Raw genomic sequence first — 18,268 nt, forward strand, 5'->3', positions numbered from 1 at the left:
AGCGCGGTGTTAGACCAGCGGCGCATAGCCGCTATGCGTTGTACCCTCGCAAGCGCAGAAATACATCATGCGCGTATTCGTATTTGCAATTTAATTTCAACATCTAGCAAGACGTTGGCCTTATTCGCAATCGCAGCGTTTACGCGATTGAATGCGGTTTAGAACTGTTTTAATTCACACCTAAATCACATGTGAATCACAGGAGTTTGACTATGAAAACCGGCGCAAAACTGCCCGACGTGACCTTTCACACCCGCGTCCGCGACGATTCCATCGAAGGACCAAACCCATTCCGTTGGGAAGACAAGACGACAGCCGACTATTTCGCCGGTAAGCGCGTGATCCTGTTCTCATTGCCGGGTGCGTTCACCCCGACCTGTTCGACTTATCAGCTGCCTGGATTTGAGAACGGCTATGCCGATTTCAAGGCCATGGGGATCGACGAGATTTACTGCATGTCCGTCAACGACAGCTTCGTGATGAACAAATGGGCCCAGGATCAGAACCTGAAGAACGTAAAAGTCATCCCCGACGGATCGGGGGAGTTCACCCGGAAAATGGGCATGTTGGTCGAAAAGGACAATCTGGGTTTCGGAATGCGTTCGTGGCGCTACGCGGCCATCGTCAATGATGGCGTTGTCGAGGCGTGGTTCGAAGAGCCCGGGCTGATGGATAACTGCCCGGAAGACCCCTATGGCGTGTCCTCGCCGGAAAACCTGATGAAGCACCTGAAGGCGTCGGCAGAACCTGAAATGGCCTAAGCCGCAAATCCAAAGAAAAGGCCCGTATACACCGGGCCTTTTTTTCTGTTCAGCCGATCATCCGGTCTCGTTCCGCCTGTTCCTGATAATGCCGTTTCAGCCGTTGCAAGGCGATCCGCAGGACGATCTTTCCGGACCGTGCTGACCAACCCATTCGCTTTTCCGCCAGCTCCAACCCTTCCAGATAGCAACAGCATCGCAACGCAACATCACTCAGCCCCGGCCCCAGGTCGGACAAGGCGCGAGCAACGCGGTCCTTCGCATCAGAAACCCCCTTTCCTCCATGGCTTTCACTGTCAAAGCTGCTTCGACCACCTGTCGTCAGAAAACGATCCCAGTTCTGTGAAACCTGAGGCCCGATCTGTGCCAGCTCGAAATCTTCGCGCAAGCGCTCGCCGGCGCTGACAAGGGATTCATCCAGAAACGGTTTTCCGTCACGATCCCGTCTGCGCGACAATGCAATCAACGGGCTTTCCGCGGCACTGTACCGAATGCGCTTGACCCGCTCGGCGGACCCGCCTGAAGACCTGCCCTGAAAGGGAGTTTGAGCTTCGGCAAAACCAAAGTCAGTCCCGGCACGCGCCTTGTTTTCTGCCTTGGCGATCAAGTGACTTAGCGCCGTTCGCCCGGCTGCGGAAATCCGATATCGCGAAATACGACCGGGATTGTCGCAGGTTATCCAGTCTTTCAAGGCCAAGGCCTGCGCGATCCTGCACTCTACGACCGCGGTTCTTGTTGCCCCGGCATTGCCAGTGTCGCGTACGACGACCGCCTTGTCCATTTCCTCGGCCACGGCAAGGACCGAACCCGTCTCACTCAGGCGGCGCAACACACGCAGTGCCTCATTTTCAAACTCTTCTTCAGCCGCGTTTTCTGACCCGCTTGCCGGACCGTCGGCGCAATCCGAAGCTGAAAAATGTGTCTCTGCAAGCGATTGCAACGCCGCATCCACCAATGGATCGTCGCGGCGCATTTCGATGCGTCGAATTTGCCTGAGGATAGTTGACGCATGGCACCCGGCTGATCGCGCGATATCGCGGATCGAGCGACCGGTCTCGGTATGAGCAAGGTATCTTTGCGCCCCTTCTGGAACCCATGCCGGAATGGTGAAAGCCATGTTGTTTTCCATAATTATTTGCCCTCGTCGACAAAACAAACTGCCACTTTTCGCCCTCGGAATGTGGGTTAACCAAATCTAACTAGAGGTCCATTCGTTACTCGTTCGTTAACCACACAAGGCAAGAACCAGATTTGATTCAAAAAGATAAACAGTCGTGAAACCATCGTTCGGGGAGACTCTGACTAAGGCAACACCCGCTTAGGTTGTGCAAAACAGGACCCATCAATTTTCTGAAAAGGGACACATGACATGCAGGACCTGATGACAATGATCGCAACCCTCCGCCGCCCACGCATGTTGGCGCGTGCTGCCAGATTCGGGGCGCGGGATTACAATCGGGACAGGCATCTGCAACGCATCCTGGGATACGGGTCGCTGCCCGGTTCAGGTCAGGCGCTTCTGCGTTTGCTCGAGATGGAAAGAGAGATAAATGAACTGCGAAAAGAAGATGATGCCGCCTATTCATTGGTGCGGCATCTGGATCTTCTTATTGCGCTGTTGGGTGAGGCGCAGCTGTATCAGGCCAGCCGCGCCTCGGTTCTTCAATAATCAACCGAATGCATCCGGCATGGAGGCCTTTTTCTCGGCGATATAGGCTTCCAGCGCCGCTGCGATATCCGGGTCAATCTGGGGTTGCTGATAATTGGCCAGCAAATGTTCAACCCGTGCCGTCGCCAAAGCCCGTGTGTCACGCGCGCCTTCTTCCTGCCAGGTTTCATATGGCTTGTAATCCAGCACTTCGGATTTCCAGAAGGATTCCTTGAAGTTGGCCTGCGTGTGGGCACAACCGAGATAGTGACCACCCGGACCGACTTCGCGGATTGCGTCCATGGCCTGCGCGTTTTCATCATATGCAACGCCCTTGGCCAGTGAATGCAGCACTCCCAACTGATCCGCATCCATGACGAACTTCTCGAAATCGGCGACCAGACCGCCTTCCAGCCAACCGCAGGAATGCAGCATGAAGTTCACGCCCGACAGCAGACCCATGTTCAGCGAATTCGCTGTTTCATAAGCTGCCTGCGCATCCGGCAGTTTCGAGCCGCAGAACGACCCGGCCGACCGGTATGGCAGGTTCAGACGACGTGCCAGCTGGCCGGCACCATAAGTGATATGCGCAGCTTCGGGAGTGCCGAAGGTCGGCGCGCCCGAGTTCATATCGATCGATGTCACAAATGCACCGAAGATCACGGGGGCACCCGGACGGATGATCTGGCTGTAGGCAACGCCGGCCATGACCTCGGCCAGAACCTGGGTCAAAGTACCGGCCACCGAGACCGGCGCCATCGCTCCGCCCACGATGAAGGGCGAGATGATGCAGGCCTGATTGTTGCGCGCATAAACCTCCAACGAGCCCATCATCACATCGTCGAATGTCATCGGCGAGTTGATGTTGGTCAGCGAGGTCATCACGGTGTTTTCCTGCACGAATTCCTTGCCGAACAGGATTTCGCACATTTCAACCGAATCCTGTGCCCGGCTGGGATCGGTTACCGAGCCCATGAAAGGCTTGTCCGACAGGGTCATATGCGCCTTCAGCATGTCCAGATGGCGCTTGTTCACCGGAATGTCGGTCGGCTCGCACACCGTACCGCCCGAGTGGTGCAACCACTTGGACATGTAGGCAAGTTTCACGAACTTGTTGAAATCGTCCATGGTTGCATAGCGTCGACCACCCTGTGCATCACGCACGAACGGAGGACCGTAGACCGGGGCCAGAACCATGTTGCGGCCACCGATCACAACCGATTTTTCGGGGTTGCGGGCGTGCTGGGTAAACTGGCTGGGGGCTGTCTTGATCAGTTCACGGGCCAGACCTCGCGGAATGCGCACACGCTCACCGTCAATATCCGCGCCTGCGTCGCGCCAACGTTCCAAAGCGGCTGGATTGTCGACAAAGTTGACGCCGATTTCTTCCAGCACGGTTTCAGCGTTGTTTTCGATAATCTCAAGCGCCTCTTCGTTGAGGATCTCGAAATTCGGAATGTTGCGTTCGATGTATTTCGCAGTCTCGATACGAACTGCGGTACGCTCGGCACGGCGGGCAGCGCCACCGCCACCTCTCGCCCTGCGCCGGGTGTTTGCCTCTGCCATGAGAAAATCCCGTCTGATTGGTTAGATTGAGCGTTTTGATACAGGTTTGCCGGAACTCAAGCATAGGGATTGCGGCGCTCTGGGGGGAAAAGCGACATTGCCGCCCCAGGCCGGTCAGTCAGGATCGGCCGCCAACGCTTTCTCCATGGTAAGGCCGCTGCGCGCCTGATCCGTCACTTTCCAGCCCATGTGCCGATACATCGCAATAGTGTCTTTCATCATTTTATGAGTTCGCAACTTCAACTTGGACAGATTCCGCGCCTGTGCTTCTTCTTGGGCAAACTGCATCAATTGCCGCGCAACCCCCTGCCCTTGGGCTTCGGGCGCAACCGCAAGGTTGTACACCATGATTGCGTCGTCAACTTGGTCAAAAACGATGACCCCGACTATACCGCCGGATATCGCAACCACGACGCGATGGGTCTTGATGTCATCCGCGATTCCGGCAGTAACGTCCGGCAGATCTTCGATCCGGCTCATTGCATCTGCATAAGCACTTTCCAGGCACCGCGTTACCTTATCCGCATCCGCCACATCAGCCGTTCTGAACTCGATCTTTGACATGGCACCTGATCTTTCCACCGGTTTGACTCAGCTTTTGTACCAAATGACGCCATACCGCTTGCACATGCAAGGCTTGCAACTTATGAGCCGGTTATGACCCAGACATCCCACGACCGCCTTCTGATCATCGACTTCGGCAGCCAGGTTACGCAGCTTATCGCCCGCCGCCTGCGCGAGCTGAATGTCTATTGTGAAATTCACCCTTACCAGAATGTCACGATGGATTTCGTGCGGGAAATGGCGCCGCGCGCCGTGATTTTCTCGGGCGGTCCGGACAGCGTAACGCGCGAGGGCTCGCCCCGCGCCCCGCAAGAGATTTTTGATTACGGCGTTCCGATTCTGGGCATCTGCTATGGTCAGCAGGTGATGATGCATCAGCTTGGCGGCAAGGTCGAAAGTGGCCATGGCACAGCCGAGTTTGGTCGGGCATTTGTTACACCCAAAGACAAATTGGATATCCTGGAAGGCTGGTTCGCGGACGGCGATGAACAAGTCTGGATGAGCCATGGCGACCATGTCAGTGAAATCGCACCGGGGTTCGAGGTATTCGGAACCTCGCCCAACGCACCTTATGCGATCACGGCCGATCCATCGCGGCACTTCTATGCCGTGCAGTTTCACCCCGAGGTACACCATACGCCAAAAGGCGCGAAACTGTATGAAAACTTCGTAAAGCTGGCCGGGTTCAAGGGCGACTGGACCATGGGCGCCTATCGCGAAGAGATGATCCGCAAGATCCGCGAACAAGTCGGAGACAAAAAGGTCATTTGCGGATTGTCCGGTGGCGTTGACAGCTCGGTTGCCGCGATCCTTATTCACGAAGCAATCGGGGATCAGCTGACTTGCGTCTTCGTCGACCATGGGCTGCTGCGCAAGAATGAGGCCGAAGAAGTCGTCGGCATGTTCCGGGACAACTACAACATTCAGTTGATCCACGCCGACGAATCCGAGTTGTTCCTTGGCGAACTGGAAGGTCAGAGCGACCCCGAGACCAAACGCAAAATCATCGGAAAGCTGTTCATCGACGTGTTCCAGCAACACGCCGATACCATCGACGGCGCCGAATTCCTGGCTCAGGGCACTCTCTATCCCGATGTGATCGAATCGGTGTCGTTCTCGGGCGGGCCTTCCGTAACGATCAAGTCCCACCACAACGTGGGCGGCCTGCCGGAAAAGATGGGCTTGAAACTGGTCGAACCGCTGCGCGAATTGTTCAAAGACGAAGTCCGTGCCTTGGGTCGCGAACTTGGTCTGCCGCAGAGCTTCATCGGGCGCCACCCCTTCCCCGGTCCGGGTCTGGCCATTCGCTGCCCTGGCGAGATCACCCGCGAAAAGCTGGAGATTCTGCGCGAGGCCGACGCGATCTACATCGATCAGATCCGCAAACACGGGCTTTATGATGACATCTGGCAGGCTTTCGTTGCCATCCTTCCCGTCCGCACCGTCGGCGTGATGGGCGACGGGCGCACCTATGACTATGCCTGTGCGTTGCGGGCCGTCACCTCGGTCGATGGGATGACGGCGGATTACTATCCGTTCAGCCATGAGTTCCTTGGCGAAACGGCAACCCGGATCATCAACGAGGTCAAAGGCATCAACCGATGCACATATGACATCACCTCGAAACCCCCCGGAACCATCGAGTGGGAATGATCCGGTAAAACGCAACCTCGTTCGACGCCAAAACGACCCGATCCCGGGAAATCTTCCCTAGCCGTGCCTGAAAAAGTCGGGCACGGCCTTGAACCTGACGCTTCATAAGCGTTTCAATGATTCAACGAATTCAATCTTTTTGATCGCGTAGCGAAAGCCCCGATATCGAGGCCGTGACCGCGCGGCCAGGCCGGGGTGCGGTACGTGAATCAGACACAAAAAAACACATTCAAGGCCGCCTTGTGGATGACCGGAGCCATCGCGTCCTTCTCCTCGATGGCGGTTGCCGGTCGCGAATTGAGCCTCGTGCACGACACCTTCGAGATCATGATGTATCGAAGCCTCGTCGGGTTTCTTGTTGTCGCCCTCGTACTCACGGCCACAGGAGGTTGGATTCAGGTTTCCACGCAACGCCTGGGGTTGCACGCCCTGCGAAACACCCTGCATTTCACAGGGCAGAATCTTTGGTTCTATGCGGTCGCTGTTGCGCCTCTGGCGCAGGTATTCGCGCTGGAATTCACACAGCCGCTTTGGGTGATCCTGCTGTCGCCGCTGCTGCTGAACGAACGTCTGACGCCCCTCAAAATAACGGCAGCACTTATCGGTTTTGCTGGTGTTCTGATTGTCACGCGCCCAAGCAGTGCGCCTTTAAGCCCTGGCCTTGCTACCGCAGCCGCGTCTGCGATTTTCTTCGCATTTACAACGATTACAACAAAAAACCTCACTCGTTTTGCCAGCATCGGGTGCATCGTTTTCTGGCTTACTTCCATGCAGGCGGTGCTTGGGGCCATCGCAGCCGGTTTTGATGGGCAGATTGCCTTGCCCACGGCGCAAACCGCTCCGTTTTTGGTTCTGGTCGGTCTGGCGGGGCTGCTGGCACATTTCTGCATTACCAACGCGCTGGCGATCGCCCCGGCGACAGTTGTGATCCCATTTGATTTTGCGAGGCTTCCCACCATCGCTGTGGTCGGAATGATCCTGTACCACGAACCCATTGACCATTGGGTTCTGATCGGTGCGGCGATCATCTTTTCAGGAATATTCCTGAATATCTGGTCTGAAAGCCGTAACAGTTTAGCAACAGTTGAAAACAGTAGTCGCAATACGTAACGCACCGTCACCAGTTGACCTTAAAGTAACCAAAAAGAGAGTATCGCTCATCATACACGGGATAGGCGTTCGTAACACTCAGCCAAACGCCATTGAAACCCGCCTGAGATTGTTAGGGAGGACAGAATGAAAAAAACACTACTCGCGACCTGCGCTTTGTGTGTTGGAGCGACGGCAGGATACGCAGGCGGCCTGGATCGAAGTGGTCAGGGCATCAACCTGATCTTCGAAGAAGGGTCAGCAGTCCAGTTCCGGTTGGGATACACCAACCCCAGCGTAACGGGCACCATGCCTGCTTTGGCTGGACCAAACATCGGGCAGCCGGTCGATTCCGGAGAAGTTGCGAACGACTTTTTCACACCGCATCTGGGTTATAAAACGTCACTGACCGAAAAGCTCGATTTCGCGATCATGTATGACCAGCCCTTTGGGGCCGACATTGAATACGCAAACACCTACCCTCTTTCGATCAACCCTATTCCGGGTGGTCGTACCGATGTTTTGAGGGCTACAGCAGACACGGACGCCATTACGGCATTGCTGCGTTACAAATTCGATGGCGGGTTCAGCGCAATCGGCGGTATTCGAGCACAGCGTGTGAAGGCTTCTGTCACTGTCCCGCTTGCAGCAGGGTACCAGGTTGACACCAATGCCGACACTGCATTCGGCTACGTTATCGGGGTTGCATGGGAGAAACCGGAAATCGCAGCACGTGTGTCACTGACATACAACTCCAAGATCAGCCACGATCTATCGCAAACAGAATCTCTGAACCCACCACCGTTCCCTCCGATTCCACCCGGGACCGTGGCCACCTTCAACACAAACAGCGAAATTGAGACGCCCCAGTCGATCAACCTAGACTTTCAGACGGGCGTCGCGCCTAAAACGCTGTTGTTTGGTTCTGTTCGTTGGGTCGACTGGCCACAGCTGGTGTACAACCCGCCAAACTACCCGCCGACCAGCAACCTTGTTGACTACGACGATGCGACCTTCACCTATTCGTTGGGCTTGGGGTATCAATTCTCGGAAGAGTTCAGCGGTGCTGTAACACTAGGCTATGAGTCTTCTCAGGGTACTCCTGTATCCAACCTCGGCCCGACCGACGGGTTCTGGAGCGTTGGTCTGGGCGGAACATATTCGTTGGAGAATGCCAAAATTTCCGGTGGCGTACGCTACACTGACATCGGTGATGCAACGGCAGATGGCGCCTTTGGGCAAACAGCCACCTTCAGCGGCAATAGCGCCTGGAGTGTTGGGTTTCAGATCACTTACGCTCTGAACTAAATCCAAGGTGTTTTCATCTTAGGCTCCGCTGTATCAGCGGGGCCTTTTTTATGCGCAGGTTTCGGGTCGTATATCTGTCGAATGAATGAAATTGTGCGGCCATGAACACGCAAAAACACCTTTCTCGGCGCGCCTGGGTCGAGCTTCTTCTTCTGGCCGTCATCTGGGGCGCATCCTTTGTAGCCATCCGGATCGCTCTGGACTCCATTCCCGTTATGACATCGGTTCTGCACCGCACGTTCTGGGCGATGCTGGTGCTGTGGCTGGTGGCTTGGGGCAAGGGGCTTTCGCTGCCCCGCTCTGTGCGCATCTGGGGTGCATTTCTGATCATGGGATTGCTGAACAATGTCATCCCGTTCAGCTTGATGGCATGGGGTCAGCTTTACATCGATTCTGGTCTTACGGCCATTCTGAACGCGACCACAGCCATCTTTGGCGTTCTGGTTGCGGCGCTGTTTTTCAAAGATGAGCGTTTGACACAAGCCCGGGTTATCGGAGTCGTTTTGGGTTTTCTCGGTGTCTCGATCACGATCGGACTAAAGACCTTCACGTCTTTCAGCCTGCAAAACACAGCGCAGCTTGCCGTGTTGGCCGGAACGCTGTCGTATGCTTTTGCGGCGGCTTGGGCGCGGCATCATCTGTCTGACCTTCATCCCGTAGTCGCGGCAGCAGGAATGCTGACCGGTTCGACTGTGCTGATCCTGCCGCTGGCGCTCATGACGGACGGGGTGCCAACACTTGCCCTACCCGCGATTACCTGGGTTGCGATTGGCTATTACGCCATTGTGGCAACAGCGGGGGCATATCTTTTGTACTATCGAGTCCTGGCAATGGCGGGCAGCGGCAACCTGATGCTGGTGACGCTTGTTATCCCTCCTGTCGCCATCGTGCTTGGCGCAATTCTGCGGAACGAAGCGCTGCCGCCGAATGCCTATTTCGGCTTTGTCATCCTTGCCATGGGTCTTCTGGTATTGAACCGAGCTGGCCGCCGTGATTGACGCCGTGCGCTGCCCGATTTAGCAAAGGCAAAAAAGGGACAGCACAAGATGATCTACAATTCAGCCAAAGACTGGCGCACGGCAAGCCGCAAGAAGGTGCTGTTCTTTGGCATGTCCGGTCTGGGCAAGACATATGTCTCGAACATACTTCGGGACTCGGGGAACTGGTTTCACTACTCGATCGACTATCGCATCGGCACCCGGTACATGGGCGAGTACATCACCGACAATGCGAAGGCCGAGGCGATGAAAGTCCCGTTCTTGCGTGACCTGCTCCTGTCGGATTCCATTTACATCGGCTCTAATATCTCGTTCGCGAATCTGACTCCGGTCGCAGCCTATCTGGGCAAACCGGGCAACCCTGCCCTTGGCGGATTGGAGATGCCGGAATACCGCCGCAGGCAGGAACAGTTTCGGCTGGCCGAAATACACGCGCTGCTGGATACCGAGTATTTCATCGACCGGGCCGAGCGTTTGTACAAATACCCCCATTTCATCTGCGACACCGGTGGATCGATCTGCGAATGGGTAGACCCCGAAGATCCGAACGATCGGGTACTGTCCCAGCTTTCGCAACACACCCTGATGATCTGGCTGAAGGGGGATGAGGAACACACGGCAGAGCTTGTACGCCGTTTTGACAAAGCCCCAAAGCCGATGTCCTATCAGGCCGAATTCCTGACCAAGGCGTGGACAGATTATCTGGACCTGCAAGGCTGTTCAGAAGCGGATGTGGATCCCGATGATTTCGTCCGTTGGACCTATGCACAGGCCTTGGCACACCGCCAGCCGCGTTACGAAGCCATGGCGAATAACTGGGGCGTGACGATTGCCGCCAACGACATCGGAAAAATTCGCGATGCCGCCGATTTCGATGAGTTGATCGAACACACACTTGAGACCACGCGCAACAACGCCTAACTATCAGTTTTCACTGATCTCTTAGAAGCCTGACACATGCCCATCAAAATCCCATCGGAACTGCCTGCTTTTGACGTCCTGACCAAAGAGGGCGTCATGGTCATGGACGAAGATCAGGCAATGCGTCAGGACATCCGCCCGCTGCGCATCGGATTACTGAACCTGATGCCCAAGAAAATCCAGACCGAAAACCAGTTCGCGCGTCTGATCGGGGCAACCCCGTTGCAGATCGATCTGTCTTTGATCCGCATGACCGAACACCGGACCAAGAACACCGCCGCAGAGCATATGTCCGAGTTCTATCGCCCGTTTCAGGAGATCAAGGATCAGAAATTCGACGGCCTGATCATCACCGGTGCCCCGATCGAACATCTGGAATTTCATGATGTCACCTATTGGGACGAAATCAGCGAGATCTTCGACTGGACCCAAACCAACGTACATTCCACCTTTGGTGTGTGCTGGGGCGGGATGGCGATGATCAACCATTTTCACGGTGTCAAAAAGCACATGCTGGACGCAAAAGCCTTTGGGTGTTTCCGGCATCGCAACCTGGACCCGGCGTCTCCGTTCCTGCGCGGTTTCTCGGATGACTGCGTAGTTCCGGTCAGTCGATGGACGGAAATGAAACAGGATGAAATCGATCGCGCACCCGGGCTGAGGACCCTGTTGGGCAGCGACGATGTCGGCCCCTGTCTGGTCGAAGATCCCGGCCATCGCGCGCTGTATATATTCAATCACTTCGAATACGACAGTGACACGCTGAAACAGGAATATGATCGGGACGTCAGCAACGGCACGCCTATCAACGTGCCGATAAACTACTACCCAGATGATGATCCAACCAAAACGCCGCAGAACCGGTGGCGCAGTCATGCACATCTGCTGTACGGTAACTGGGTCAACGAAATCTATCAGACCACGCCTTTCGACATAACGAAAATTGGCCACTAAAGTCCTGATATCACTTGGCTTGGCCGTTCTGGGCCTTGTCATACTGACAACCTGGCGAAGCGCCCGGAACGAAGCGCTGGCCGAGGCGGCTTTCCCCCCCGAGGGTCGGATTCTGGATGTGGGCGGCATCGCCGTGCACGCCGTGGTCATGGGGGACGGCCCTGATGTCGTTCTGATCCACGGTTCCAGCGGGAACACGCGCGACATGACCTTTGCGCTGGCCCCCATTCTGGCCAAGTCATACCGCGTGATCGTTTTTGACCGACCGGGCCTGGGCTATTCCGAAAGCTTCAATCCGGATGGCGAAACCATCATTGAACAGGCGGATATCCTGCAACGGGCGGCGGCTCAGCTTGGTGCGGAAAAACCCATCGTGGCCGGGCAGAGCTATGGCGGATCGGTCTCGCTGGCCTGGGCCGTGACCCGACCCGAGAATATCTCGGCTCTGGTTCTGATCGCCCCGGCCGCTATCCCATGGGAAACGCCCTTGGATGGGTTCAACCGACTTGCGTCAACCACGGCGGGCAATCTGCTGGCCTTGCCCTTGATCAGCTCTTTCGTGCCCGAATGGTACGTCACACAGGCGTTGGACAAAGTTTTTGCACCGCAAACGGCGCCCGAAGGCTATGCGGAACATTTCGGGCCCGGGCTGACGATCCGGCGTGGCTCGATGCATGCAAACGCCAAGCAGCGCGCCAACCTGCTGGACGAAATTACCCGTCTGCAACCCAGATATGGCGAGATCTCCGTTCCGACGGAAATCATCCACGGAACGGCCGATGACACCGTTGGTCTTGAATGGCATTCTGAACGCCTGATCGAACAGATCCCCGGGGCCGAGTTGATCGAGCTACCGGGTGTCGGCCATATGCCACAGGTGGTCGCAGCACCCGAAGTTGCCGCCGCGATAGATCGCGCGGCGCAGCGCGCGGGTTTGCGTTAGCCCACGCTCTAATCCATAGTCAGATATGGATTTTATCGCGAGGTGACATATGGCCCGGTCAGGAAAAGGCTCAATCGAGAAGTATTTTCGGAAAGACGCGCCCAAATCTGTACGGGAAGAGATTCAAAACGCGAAAAAGGGCGATATCCTGAACCCGACCTACCCGTATTCCGAAAAATTGAAGACCAAGGATTATGATGAGCAGATGAACCTGCTTCAGATTGAATTGGTCAAAATGCAATCCTGGGTCAAGGAAACCGACCAGCGGGTTGCCATCATATTCGAAGGCCGCGATGCCGCAGGCAAAGGTGGCACCATCAAGCGGTTTCGCGAAAACCTGAACCCCCGCGGCGCGCGCAATGTGGCTCTCAGCAAGCCGTCAGACGCCGAACGCAGCCAATGGTATTTCCAGCGCTACATCCCGCATCTGCCCGCCGCAGGAGAGATCGTGTTCTTTGATCGCAGTTGGTACAACCGAGGCGTCGTCGAGAATGTCTTTGGTTTCTGCACACAGGAACAGCGTGAGCGGTTCTTTCGTCAGGTCCTGCCACTTGAAACGGGCCTGGTGAATGACGGCATCCATTTTTTCAAATTCTGGCTCAATGTCGGTCGTGCAGAACAACTGAACCGTTTTCTTGCGCGCGAAAACGACCCTTTGAAGCAATGGAAGCTCAGCGCGATCGACGTGGCCGGGCTGAGCAAATGGGGCGAATACACGCAGTCGATCTCGGAAACCCTGACCCGATCGCATTCTGATGCCTGCCCGTGGACAATTGTCCGTTCTGACGACAAAAAACGCGCACGCCTTGCGGCCATCCGAACGGTTCTGCATGCCTTGGACTATGATGAGAAGGACAAGAAGAGTATCGGCGAGGTTGATGCCCGTATCTGCGGTGGCCCGGACGTGTGGGAGGCATAAAATGCCGCTCTGCCCTGCCCTGTTGATGCCATCACGAGCATGTATTGGACGACAATGCATCGGTGGTCTATGTCCTTGTCTTCCAACACCCAATCAATGCACCTGAGGCCGGGATGACGAAACGCGGTTATCACCACGGAAACCTGAAGCAAGCCCTGATCGAGGCTGCCTTGTCCCTGATCGAAGACAAGGGCCCAACCGGTTTCACGTTGTCCGAGGCCGCAAAAACTGCCGGTGTCACGCCTGCCGCCGTCTACCGTCATTTTCAAGGGCGCGAGGACCTGATCGCCGAAGCCGCCCGGCAGGGGTTTGAGATGTTCGCAGACCTGATGCAATACGCCTATGACGAAGGACAGCCTTCAGCCCTTGCCGCCTTTGAAGCAACGGGGCGTGCGTATCTGGCCTTTGCGCGCAAAAATCCCGGGCATTACATCGCCATGTTCGAAAGTGGAATATCCCTGAACCGCACGCCCGAATTGTCCCTGGCCGCCAATCGGGCGAAGTCCGTTCTTGAAAAAGCGGCCGCGGACCTGTCCCAGCATATTCCGCCGGAAAAGCGCCCGCCCGCGTCGATGTTCAGCGCCCATATCTGGGCGATGAGCCACGGAGTCGTCGAGCTGTATGCCCGAAACACCGGCGCAACTTCGCCTTTTCCCCCCGAAGATTTGCTGGAAAGCGGTATCGGCATCTACCTGCGCGGTCTGGGTCTGATCCCCCAGGATGAGTGACGCGGTCAGAACGAACGACTGCCCTGCGGCATACTCAAGCCCGATGTCACGTTGATCAGATCCATCTCACCCATCCCCTTGATATCAACGCACCCAAGCTCCGAGACCTGAAACTCGTCGATCAGGGCATATTTCATCTCTTCCGGGGCCACGATGTTCATGGGGTTGGCAAAGACCTGCAACCGGGATGCGATGTTTACGGCAGGGCCAAACACGTCATAGACATATTTCTGAATGCCCACGACCGATCCAACCGCCGCACCCATCCCCAATCCGATCCGGGCCTGCCACTTATGCGGATGGCTTTCGTTGCGGCGTTCGAGATAGCGCAGGAACCTTACCGCACAATGCGCCACGGCGGTCGCGTGATCCGGTGTTGGATCTGGCATACCTGACACGGCCAGATAAGCATCTCCGATCGTTTTGATCCGCTCACACCCGAATTGTTCCACGATCCGGTCAAAGGCCGTGAAGATGTCGTTCAGTTCACTCAAGGTGACCGTCGGGTCGGTCTTGGCCGCAAAATCCGTGAACCCGACAAAATCCAGCATCACTACCGAAACCTGCTGATACAGCTGCGGTGTGACAACGCCGAACGTCTTGAACTCTTCATACACGGCTCGGGGCATCAGGTTCAGCAACAGCCGTTCCACTCTTTCCTTTTCGCGCTCAAGCTCTCGGGTGTTGCGCTCGACCATGGTGGAATAGCTGTCGATCATGCTTTCCAATTCTCGAATGCGGGTGATGTTCTGACATTCCACAATCAGCACCTGCTCGGACAAGCCATTGGCCAGTGAGACCGTGACTGCAAAGATCAAGGTCCTGCGTTTCGGCTTTATCTGCAATTCGACCGAGTACCGAAGGCCGGACTGCTTTACATCCTCCAGTTCTTTGGGGTCGAGATCCGACAGAACGTCGCTTAGGGTACTCCCCTTTTCAGGAGTGCCGAACCACTCCGTGAAAGGCCCGTTGTGAAAAACGAATTGCAGGTCGGATGCGCGCACCACGGCGACGCCGACTCCGATCGCACGCAGCAATTGCTCGTTTATCGCCAGAATGCTCATGCCGCGTTCCGAGTGACTATGATCGAACGTTTGCCTTCGATTGCGGTCAGCGCAGTTTTGATGTCTCCATCGGACATGCCATGCTGACTCAGCGCGTCGCCAAACAGCTCGGCCATGACGTCGAACTCGTTGTGCGAAATGTTTAGATGCCGATGAACTGCTTCGATCCTGTCATCACTGAAGGATGCGGGTCCGCCAATCAAAGACGAGACGAACTTGGTTTGATGGTCGATCAGGCGCGGCATATCAATGTCTTCGAAATGATGGCCGATCTCATCCGAATCCAAAGCCATTTCATAGAAGGTCATCACGACCCGGCTGATCGTTTTAAAACCGCCATATTTTTCATAAAGTGTCTGTGCCACACGAATACCCGCGCGTTACCAATCAATAACCCCACAACTTTATATCAAATCGATATTTTTGTTAACGCTTATGATTTTCTGGCCCGGAAGGATCCAAAACCGTCTTTCCGCACAGGAAAACCTGCCAGAGCATCGCTGAGGCCGAAGAGGACCCTTCATACGTTCTTTGAGAATGGGAAACGAAGGAAAGTTACACCAAGCAGGATTATCTATTGACTGATCTTAAAGCGCTCTGATGGGCTGGGCCGGATCAGCTTTGAACGCAAGCAGCCCGCCCTTCTGGAGGAAATTTTCCTCTGGTCCCCCCAGAAGTAGCCGTTCAAAGAGAATTTGGTTTCAATACGGCGTGTCCTCATGTTCACATGCAAAAAATGGCTTAACCATCGAAAGGACCAAAAGTGCAGGAACATGGATATGCGTCCGGGCGACTGAATCTTCCTTTTGTCGGAATATCGACCTTCGCAAAATCTCCATATGTCGAGAACTGGGACAAAATTGACGCCGACGTTTGCGTGCTCGGCGCGCCGTTCGACTTTGGAACTCAGTGGCGCCCCGGCGCGCGTTTTGGTCCTCGGGCCGTGCGAGAGGCATCGACACTTTTCAGTTTTGGCCATGCCGGCGCCTATGATCATGAGGATGACGCGACCTATCTGGACAGCTCGGTTCGGATCGTCGACCTGGGCGATGCGGATATTGTCCACACCAAGACCCAGACCAGCCACAAGAACATAGCCTTTGGCGTGCAAAAAATTCTCGAGGCCGGGGCACTTCCGCTGGTGATTGGCGGTGATCATTCGGTCAACATCCCCTGCATTTCCGCATTTGAAAGCGACTGCGTCGAAAACGGCCCGATCCATGTTGTTCAAATCGATGCGCATTTGGACTTTGTAGATGAACGTCATGGCGTCACCAACGGACACGGAAATCCCATGCGCCGCGCGATCGAGAAAGACTATGTTTCAGGGATGAACCAGCTGGGCATTCGAAACGTATCGTCCACCGCCAAGGAAGGGTATGACGACGCGCGTGCGCGCGGATCGGACATCCTGTCCGTGCGGCAGGTTCGCAGGTTGGGAACAGAGGCCGTTCTTGACCGCATTCCCGAAGGCAAACGGTACTATGTAACGATCGATATCGATGCGTTCTGCCCCTCAATCGCGCCAGGAACCGGCACTCCAAGCCACGGAGGGTTCTTGTACTACGACGTTCTGGAAATCCTTCAGGGGCTGGCGAAAAGGGGTGACGTGGTGGGCATCGATCTGGTCGAGGTGGCCCCCGCCTACGACCCCACTGAAAGCACTCAGATTCTGGCGGCGCAGCTGCTGTTGAATTTTCTGGGTTTCATTTTTCACGAACGTGCCCGACGCACGTGAAAAGCGGGTGGAGCGGAAGCTCCACCCAAAACCTCAGGCGTCGATAATGTTGTGCCCCGGCCCGTAGGGGAAGCCTGTGATGTTTTCGGCTCCGTCTTCGCCCACCACCAAAATATCGTGTTCCCTGTAACCGCCTGCACCGGGCTGGCCTTCGGGGATCCACAGCATCGGCTCGATCGACACCACCATGCCGGGTTCCAGCACTGTGTCGATGTCTTCGCGGAGTTCCAGACCGGCTTCGCGACCATAGTAGTGGCTCAGAACACCAAACGAGTGCCCATAGCCGAAGGAACGATATTGAAGCAGACCTTCGTCGGCAAAGAACCGGTTGATCTCGGCGGTGATACCGGAACATGTGGCACCGGGTTTGATCAGGCTCAGTCCAAGTTCATGCGCGGCCACATTGGCCTTCCACAGGCGCAGGCTGTCGGCATCCGGCTCGCCCAGAAACAGGGTCCGCTCCAGGGCGGTGTAATAGCCCGAGATCATCGGAAAGGTGTTCAGCGACAGGATATCGCCTTTTTGCAACGCGCGTTTGGTGACCGGGTTATGCGCGCCGTCGGTGTTCAAACCCGATTGAAACCAAACCCAGGTGTCACGGTATTCGGATTCCGGGTAGGCCCGCGCGATTTCCACTTCCATCGCGTCTCGGCCGGCCATCGCAATTTCGATTTCGGTTGCGCCTTCGCGAATTGCGGCATGGATCGCAGCACCACCCACATCGGCAGTACGGGCACCGCCTTTGATCAATTCGATTTCTTCAGCGGATTTGATCATCCGTGCGGCCATGGTGTCGGCCGCGATGTCAACCAACTCAGGCTCACCCAGCATGTTCAGCGCCGTGTCGCGCACCGCAAGCGTCATGTGGTCGCCTTCGATGCCGATCCGCTTTGCATTGCCGATCAGGCTCGCAACTGCCCGCCAGTAGTTGTCGCGTTTCCAGTCCGTATAGATCACATTGTCTTCAACCGACCGGCGCCAGGGTTGCCCGGCATCAATATTGGCGGACACGGTGGTGCAGTTGTCCTGGGTCACAACGCAGCCATAGGGGCGCCCGAACGCACAATACAGAAAGCCTGAATAATAGGCGATATTCTGCATCGACGTCAGCAGCACCACCGGGATATCCCGCTGGGCCATAATGGCGCGCAGCTTGCCAAGACGGCGGTCATATTCGGCTTTGCTGAACGGCAACGGGGCCTTTTCACCATTGTGGCAGGTGAAGAACTGAGGGCGGTTTGAAATGTCAGTCATCCTTGGTCTCTCATCTATGCCGGGCATGCATTTTCCCGGCCACATGTCCCGGCGTTCAGGACAGGCGGTCTCGGGGTCCGAGAGCCGATCACCTCCGTAGTCGCCGCGACGCCATCGCGGCAGAGATGAACAGGTGAATCGTTAGATCAGACGATTTGCT

General features: G+C 55.9%; 18 protein-coding genes. 12 read left to right on the top strand and 6 right to left on the bottom strand.

Annotated elements, in window-relative coordinates; genetic code table 11:
• Positions 1-212: 212 nt before the first annotated feature.
• Complete coding sequence (locus GOW09_RS05245; RefSeq protein WP_171116196.1) at positions 213-761, top strand: peroxiredoxin; 549 nt, start codon at positions 213-215, stop codon at positions 759-761.
• Between the two features lie 49 nt (positions 762-810).
• On the opposite strand, the gene GOW09_RS05250 is transcribed toward GOW09_RS05245, so the two are convergent.
• The gene (locus GOW09_RS05250; RefSeq protein ID WP_170344552.1) at positions 811-1,890 is read right to left on the bottom strand and encodes a DUF6456 domain-containing protein; all 1,080 of its coding nucleotides are present in this window, start codon (positions 1,888-1,890) and stop codon (positions 811-813) included.
• Between the two features lie 252 nt (positions 1,891-2,142).
• Here GOW09_RS05250 and GOW09_RS05255 point away from each other — a divergent pair, with 252 nt between their 5' ends.
• Positions 2,143-2,430 carry a DUF6477 family protein gene (locus GOW09_RS05255; RefSeq protein ID WP_256368136.1) on the top strand — a complete coding sequence of 96 codons (288 nt, stop codon included), beginning with the start codon at positions 2,143-2,145 and terminating at the stop codon, positions 2,428-2,430.
• On the opposite strand, the gene GOW09_RS05260 is transcribed toward GOW09_RS05255, so the two are convergent.
• A complete protein-coding gene (locus tag GOW09_RS05260) occupies positions 2,431-3,975 on the bottom strand; it encodes a trimethylamine methyltransferase family protein (protein ID WP_171116200.1) in 1,545 nt (514 codons plus the stop codon). It lies immediately after the preceding gene.
• Between the two features lie 114 nt (positions 3,976-4,089).
• Complete coding sequence (locus GOW09_RS05265; RefSeq protein WP_171116203.1) at positions 4,090-4,539, bottom strand: GNAT family N-acetyltransferase; 450 nt, start codon at positions 4,537-4,539, stop codon at positions 4,090-4,092.
• Between the two features lie 93 nt (positions 4,540-4,632).
• Between GOW09_RS05265 and guaA the strand changes: the two genes are divergently transcribed.
• The 9 genes from guaA to GOW09_RS05310 all read left to right on the top strand — a co-directional run bounded on the left by guaA (position 4,633) and on the right by GOW09_RS05310 (position 14,052).
• A complete protein-coding gene (gene guaA / locus GOW09_RS05270) occupies positions 4,633-6,192 on the top strand; it encodes a glutamine-hydrolyzing GMP synthase (RefSeq protein WP_171116205.1) in 1,560 nt (519 codons plus the stop codon).
• 204 nt (positions 6,193-6,396) lie between these two features.
• Complete coding sequence (locus tag GOW09_RS05275) at positions 6,397-7,302, top strand: DMT family transporter (RefSeq protein WP_371808017.1); 906 nt, start codon at positions 6,397-6,399, stop codon at positions 7,300-7,302.
• A 126-nt stretch (positions 7,303-7,428) separates the two neighbouring features.
• Positions 7,429-8,589, top strand: a complete 1,161-nt coding sequence (locus tag GOW09_RS05280; RefSeq protein ID WP_171116207.1) for an OmpP1/FadL family transporter — start codon at positions 7,429-7,431, stop codon at positions 8,587-8,589.
• A 101-nt stretch (positions 8,590-8,690) separates the two neighbouring features.
• A complete protein-coding gene (locus GOW09_RS05285; protein ID WP_171116209.1) occupies positions 8,691-9,587 on the top strand; it encodes a DMT family transporter in 897 nt (298 codons plus the stop codon).
• A gap of 48 nt (positions 9,588-9,635) precedes the next feature.
• Positions 9,636-10,508, top strand: a complete 873-nt coding sequence (locus GOW09_RS05290; RefSeq protein ID WP_171116212.1) for an ATPase — start codon at positions 9,636-9,638, stop codon at positions 10,506-10,508.
• Positions 10,509-10,544: 36 nt separating this feature from the next.
• Entirely contained in the window at positions 10,545-11,462 is a 918-nt protein-coding gene (gene metA / locus GOW09_RS05295) for a homoserine O-succinyltransferase (protein WP_171116214.1), read from the top strand.
• Complete coding sequence (locus tag GOW09_RS05300) at positions 11,452-12,405, top strand: alpha/beta fold hydrolase (protein ID WP_171116216.1); 954 nt, start codon at positions 11,452-11,454, stop codon at positions 12,403-12,405. The genes metA and GOW09_RS05300 overlap by 11 nt, the downstream gene beginning before the upstream one ends.
• Positions 12,406-12,454: 49 nt before the next feature.
• Entirely contained in the window at positions 12,455-13,324 is an 870-nt protein-coding gene (gene ppk2 / locus GOW09_RS05305) for a polyphosphate kinase 2 (protein WP_171116218.1), read from the top strand.
• 113 nt (positions 13,325-13,437) lie between these two features.
• Positions 13,438-14,052, top strand: a complete 615-nt coding sequence (locus GOW09_RS05310; protein WP_170344749.1) for a TetR/AcrR family transcriptional regulator — start codon at positions 13,438-13,440, stop codon at positions 14,050-14,052.
• Positions 14,053-14,057: 5 nt separating this feature from the next.
• Here GOW09_RS05310 and GOW09_RS05315 read toward each other — a convergent pair whose 3' ends face one another.
• Entirely contained in the window at positions 14,058-15,116 is a 1,059-nt protein-coding gene (locus GOW09_RS05315) for an adenylate/guanylate cyclase domain-containing protein (RefSeq protein WP_171116220.1), read from the bottom strand.
• The gene (locus GOW09_RS05320; protein WP_152457802.1) at positions 15,113-15,481 is read right to left on the bottom strand and encodes a group 1 truncated hemoglobin; all 369 of its coding nucleotides are present in this window, start codon (positions 15,479-15,481) and stop codon (positions 15,113-15,115) included. The genes GOW09_RS05315 and GOW09_RS05320 overlap by 4 nt, the downstream gene beginning before the upstream one ends.
• A 398-nt stretch (positions 15,482-15,879) precedes the next feature.
• Here GOW09_RS05320 and speB point away from each other — a divergent pair, with 398 nt between their 5' ends.
• The gene (gene speB, locus GOW09_RS05325; RefSeq protein WP_171116221.1) at positions 15,880-16,854 is read left to right on the top strand and encodes an agmatinase; all 975 of its coding nucleotides are present in this window, start codon (positions 15,880-15,882) and stop codon (positions 16,852-16,854) included.
• A gap of 33 nt (positions 16,855-16,887) precedes the next feature.
• Here the strand turns inward: speB and GOW09_RS05330 are convergent, their stop codons facing one another.
• On the bottom strand, positions 16,888-18,108 hold the full coding sequence (locus GOW09_RS05330; protein WP_171116224.1) for an aminopeptidase P family protein: 1,221 nt from the start codon (positions 18,106-18,108) through the stop codon (positions 16,888-16,890).
• Positions 18,109-18,268: the final 160 nt, after the last annotated feature.

Origin of the sequence: Ruegeria sp. HKCCA5463, assembly GCF_013034175.1 — a bacterium.
Classification (GTDB): domain Bacteria; phylum Pseudomonadota; class Alphaproteobacteria; order Rhodobacterales; family Rhodobacteraceae; genus Ruegeria.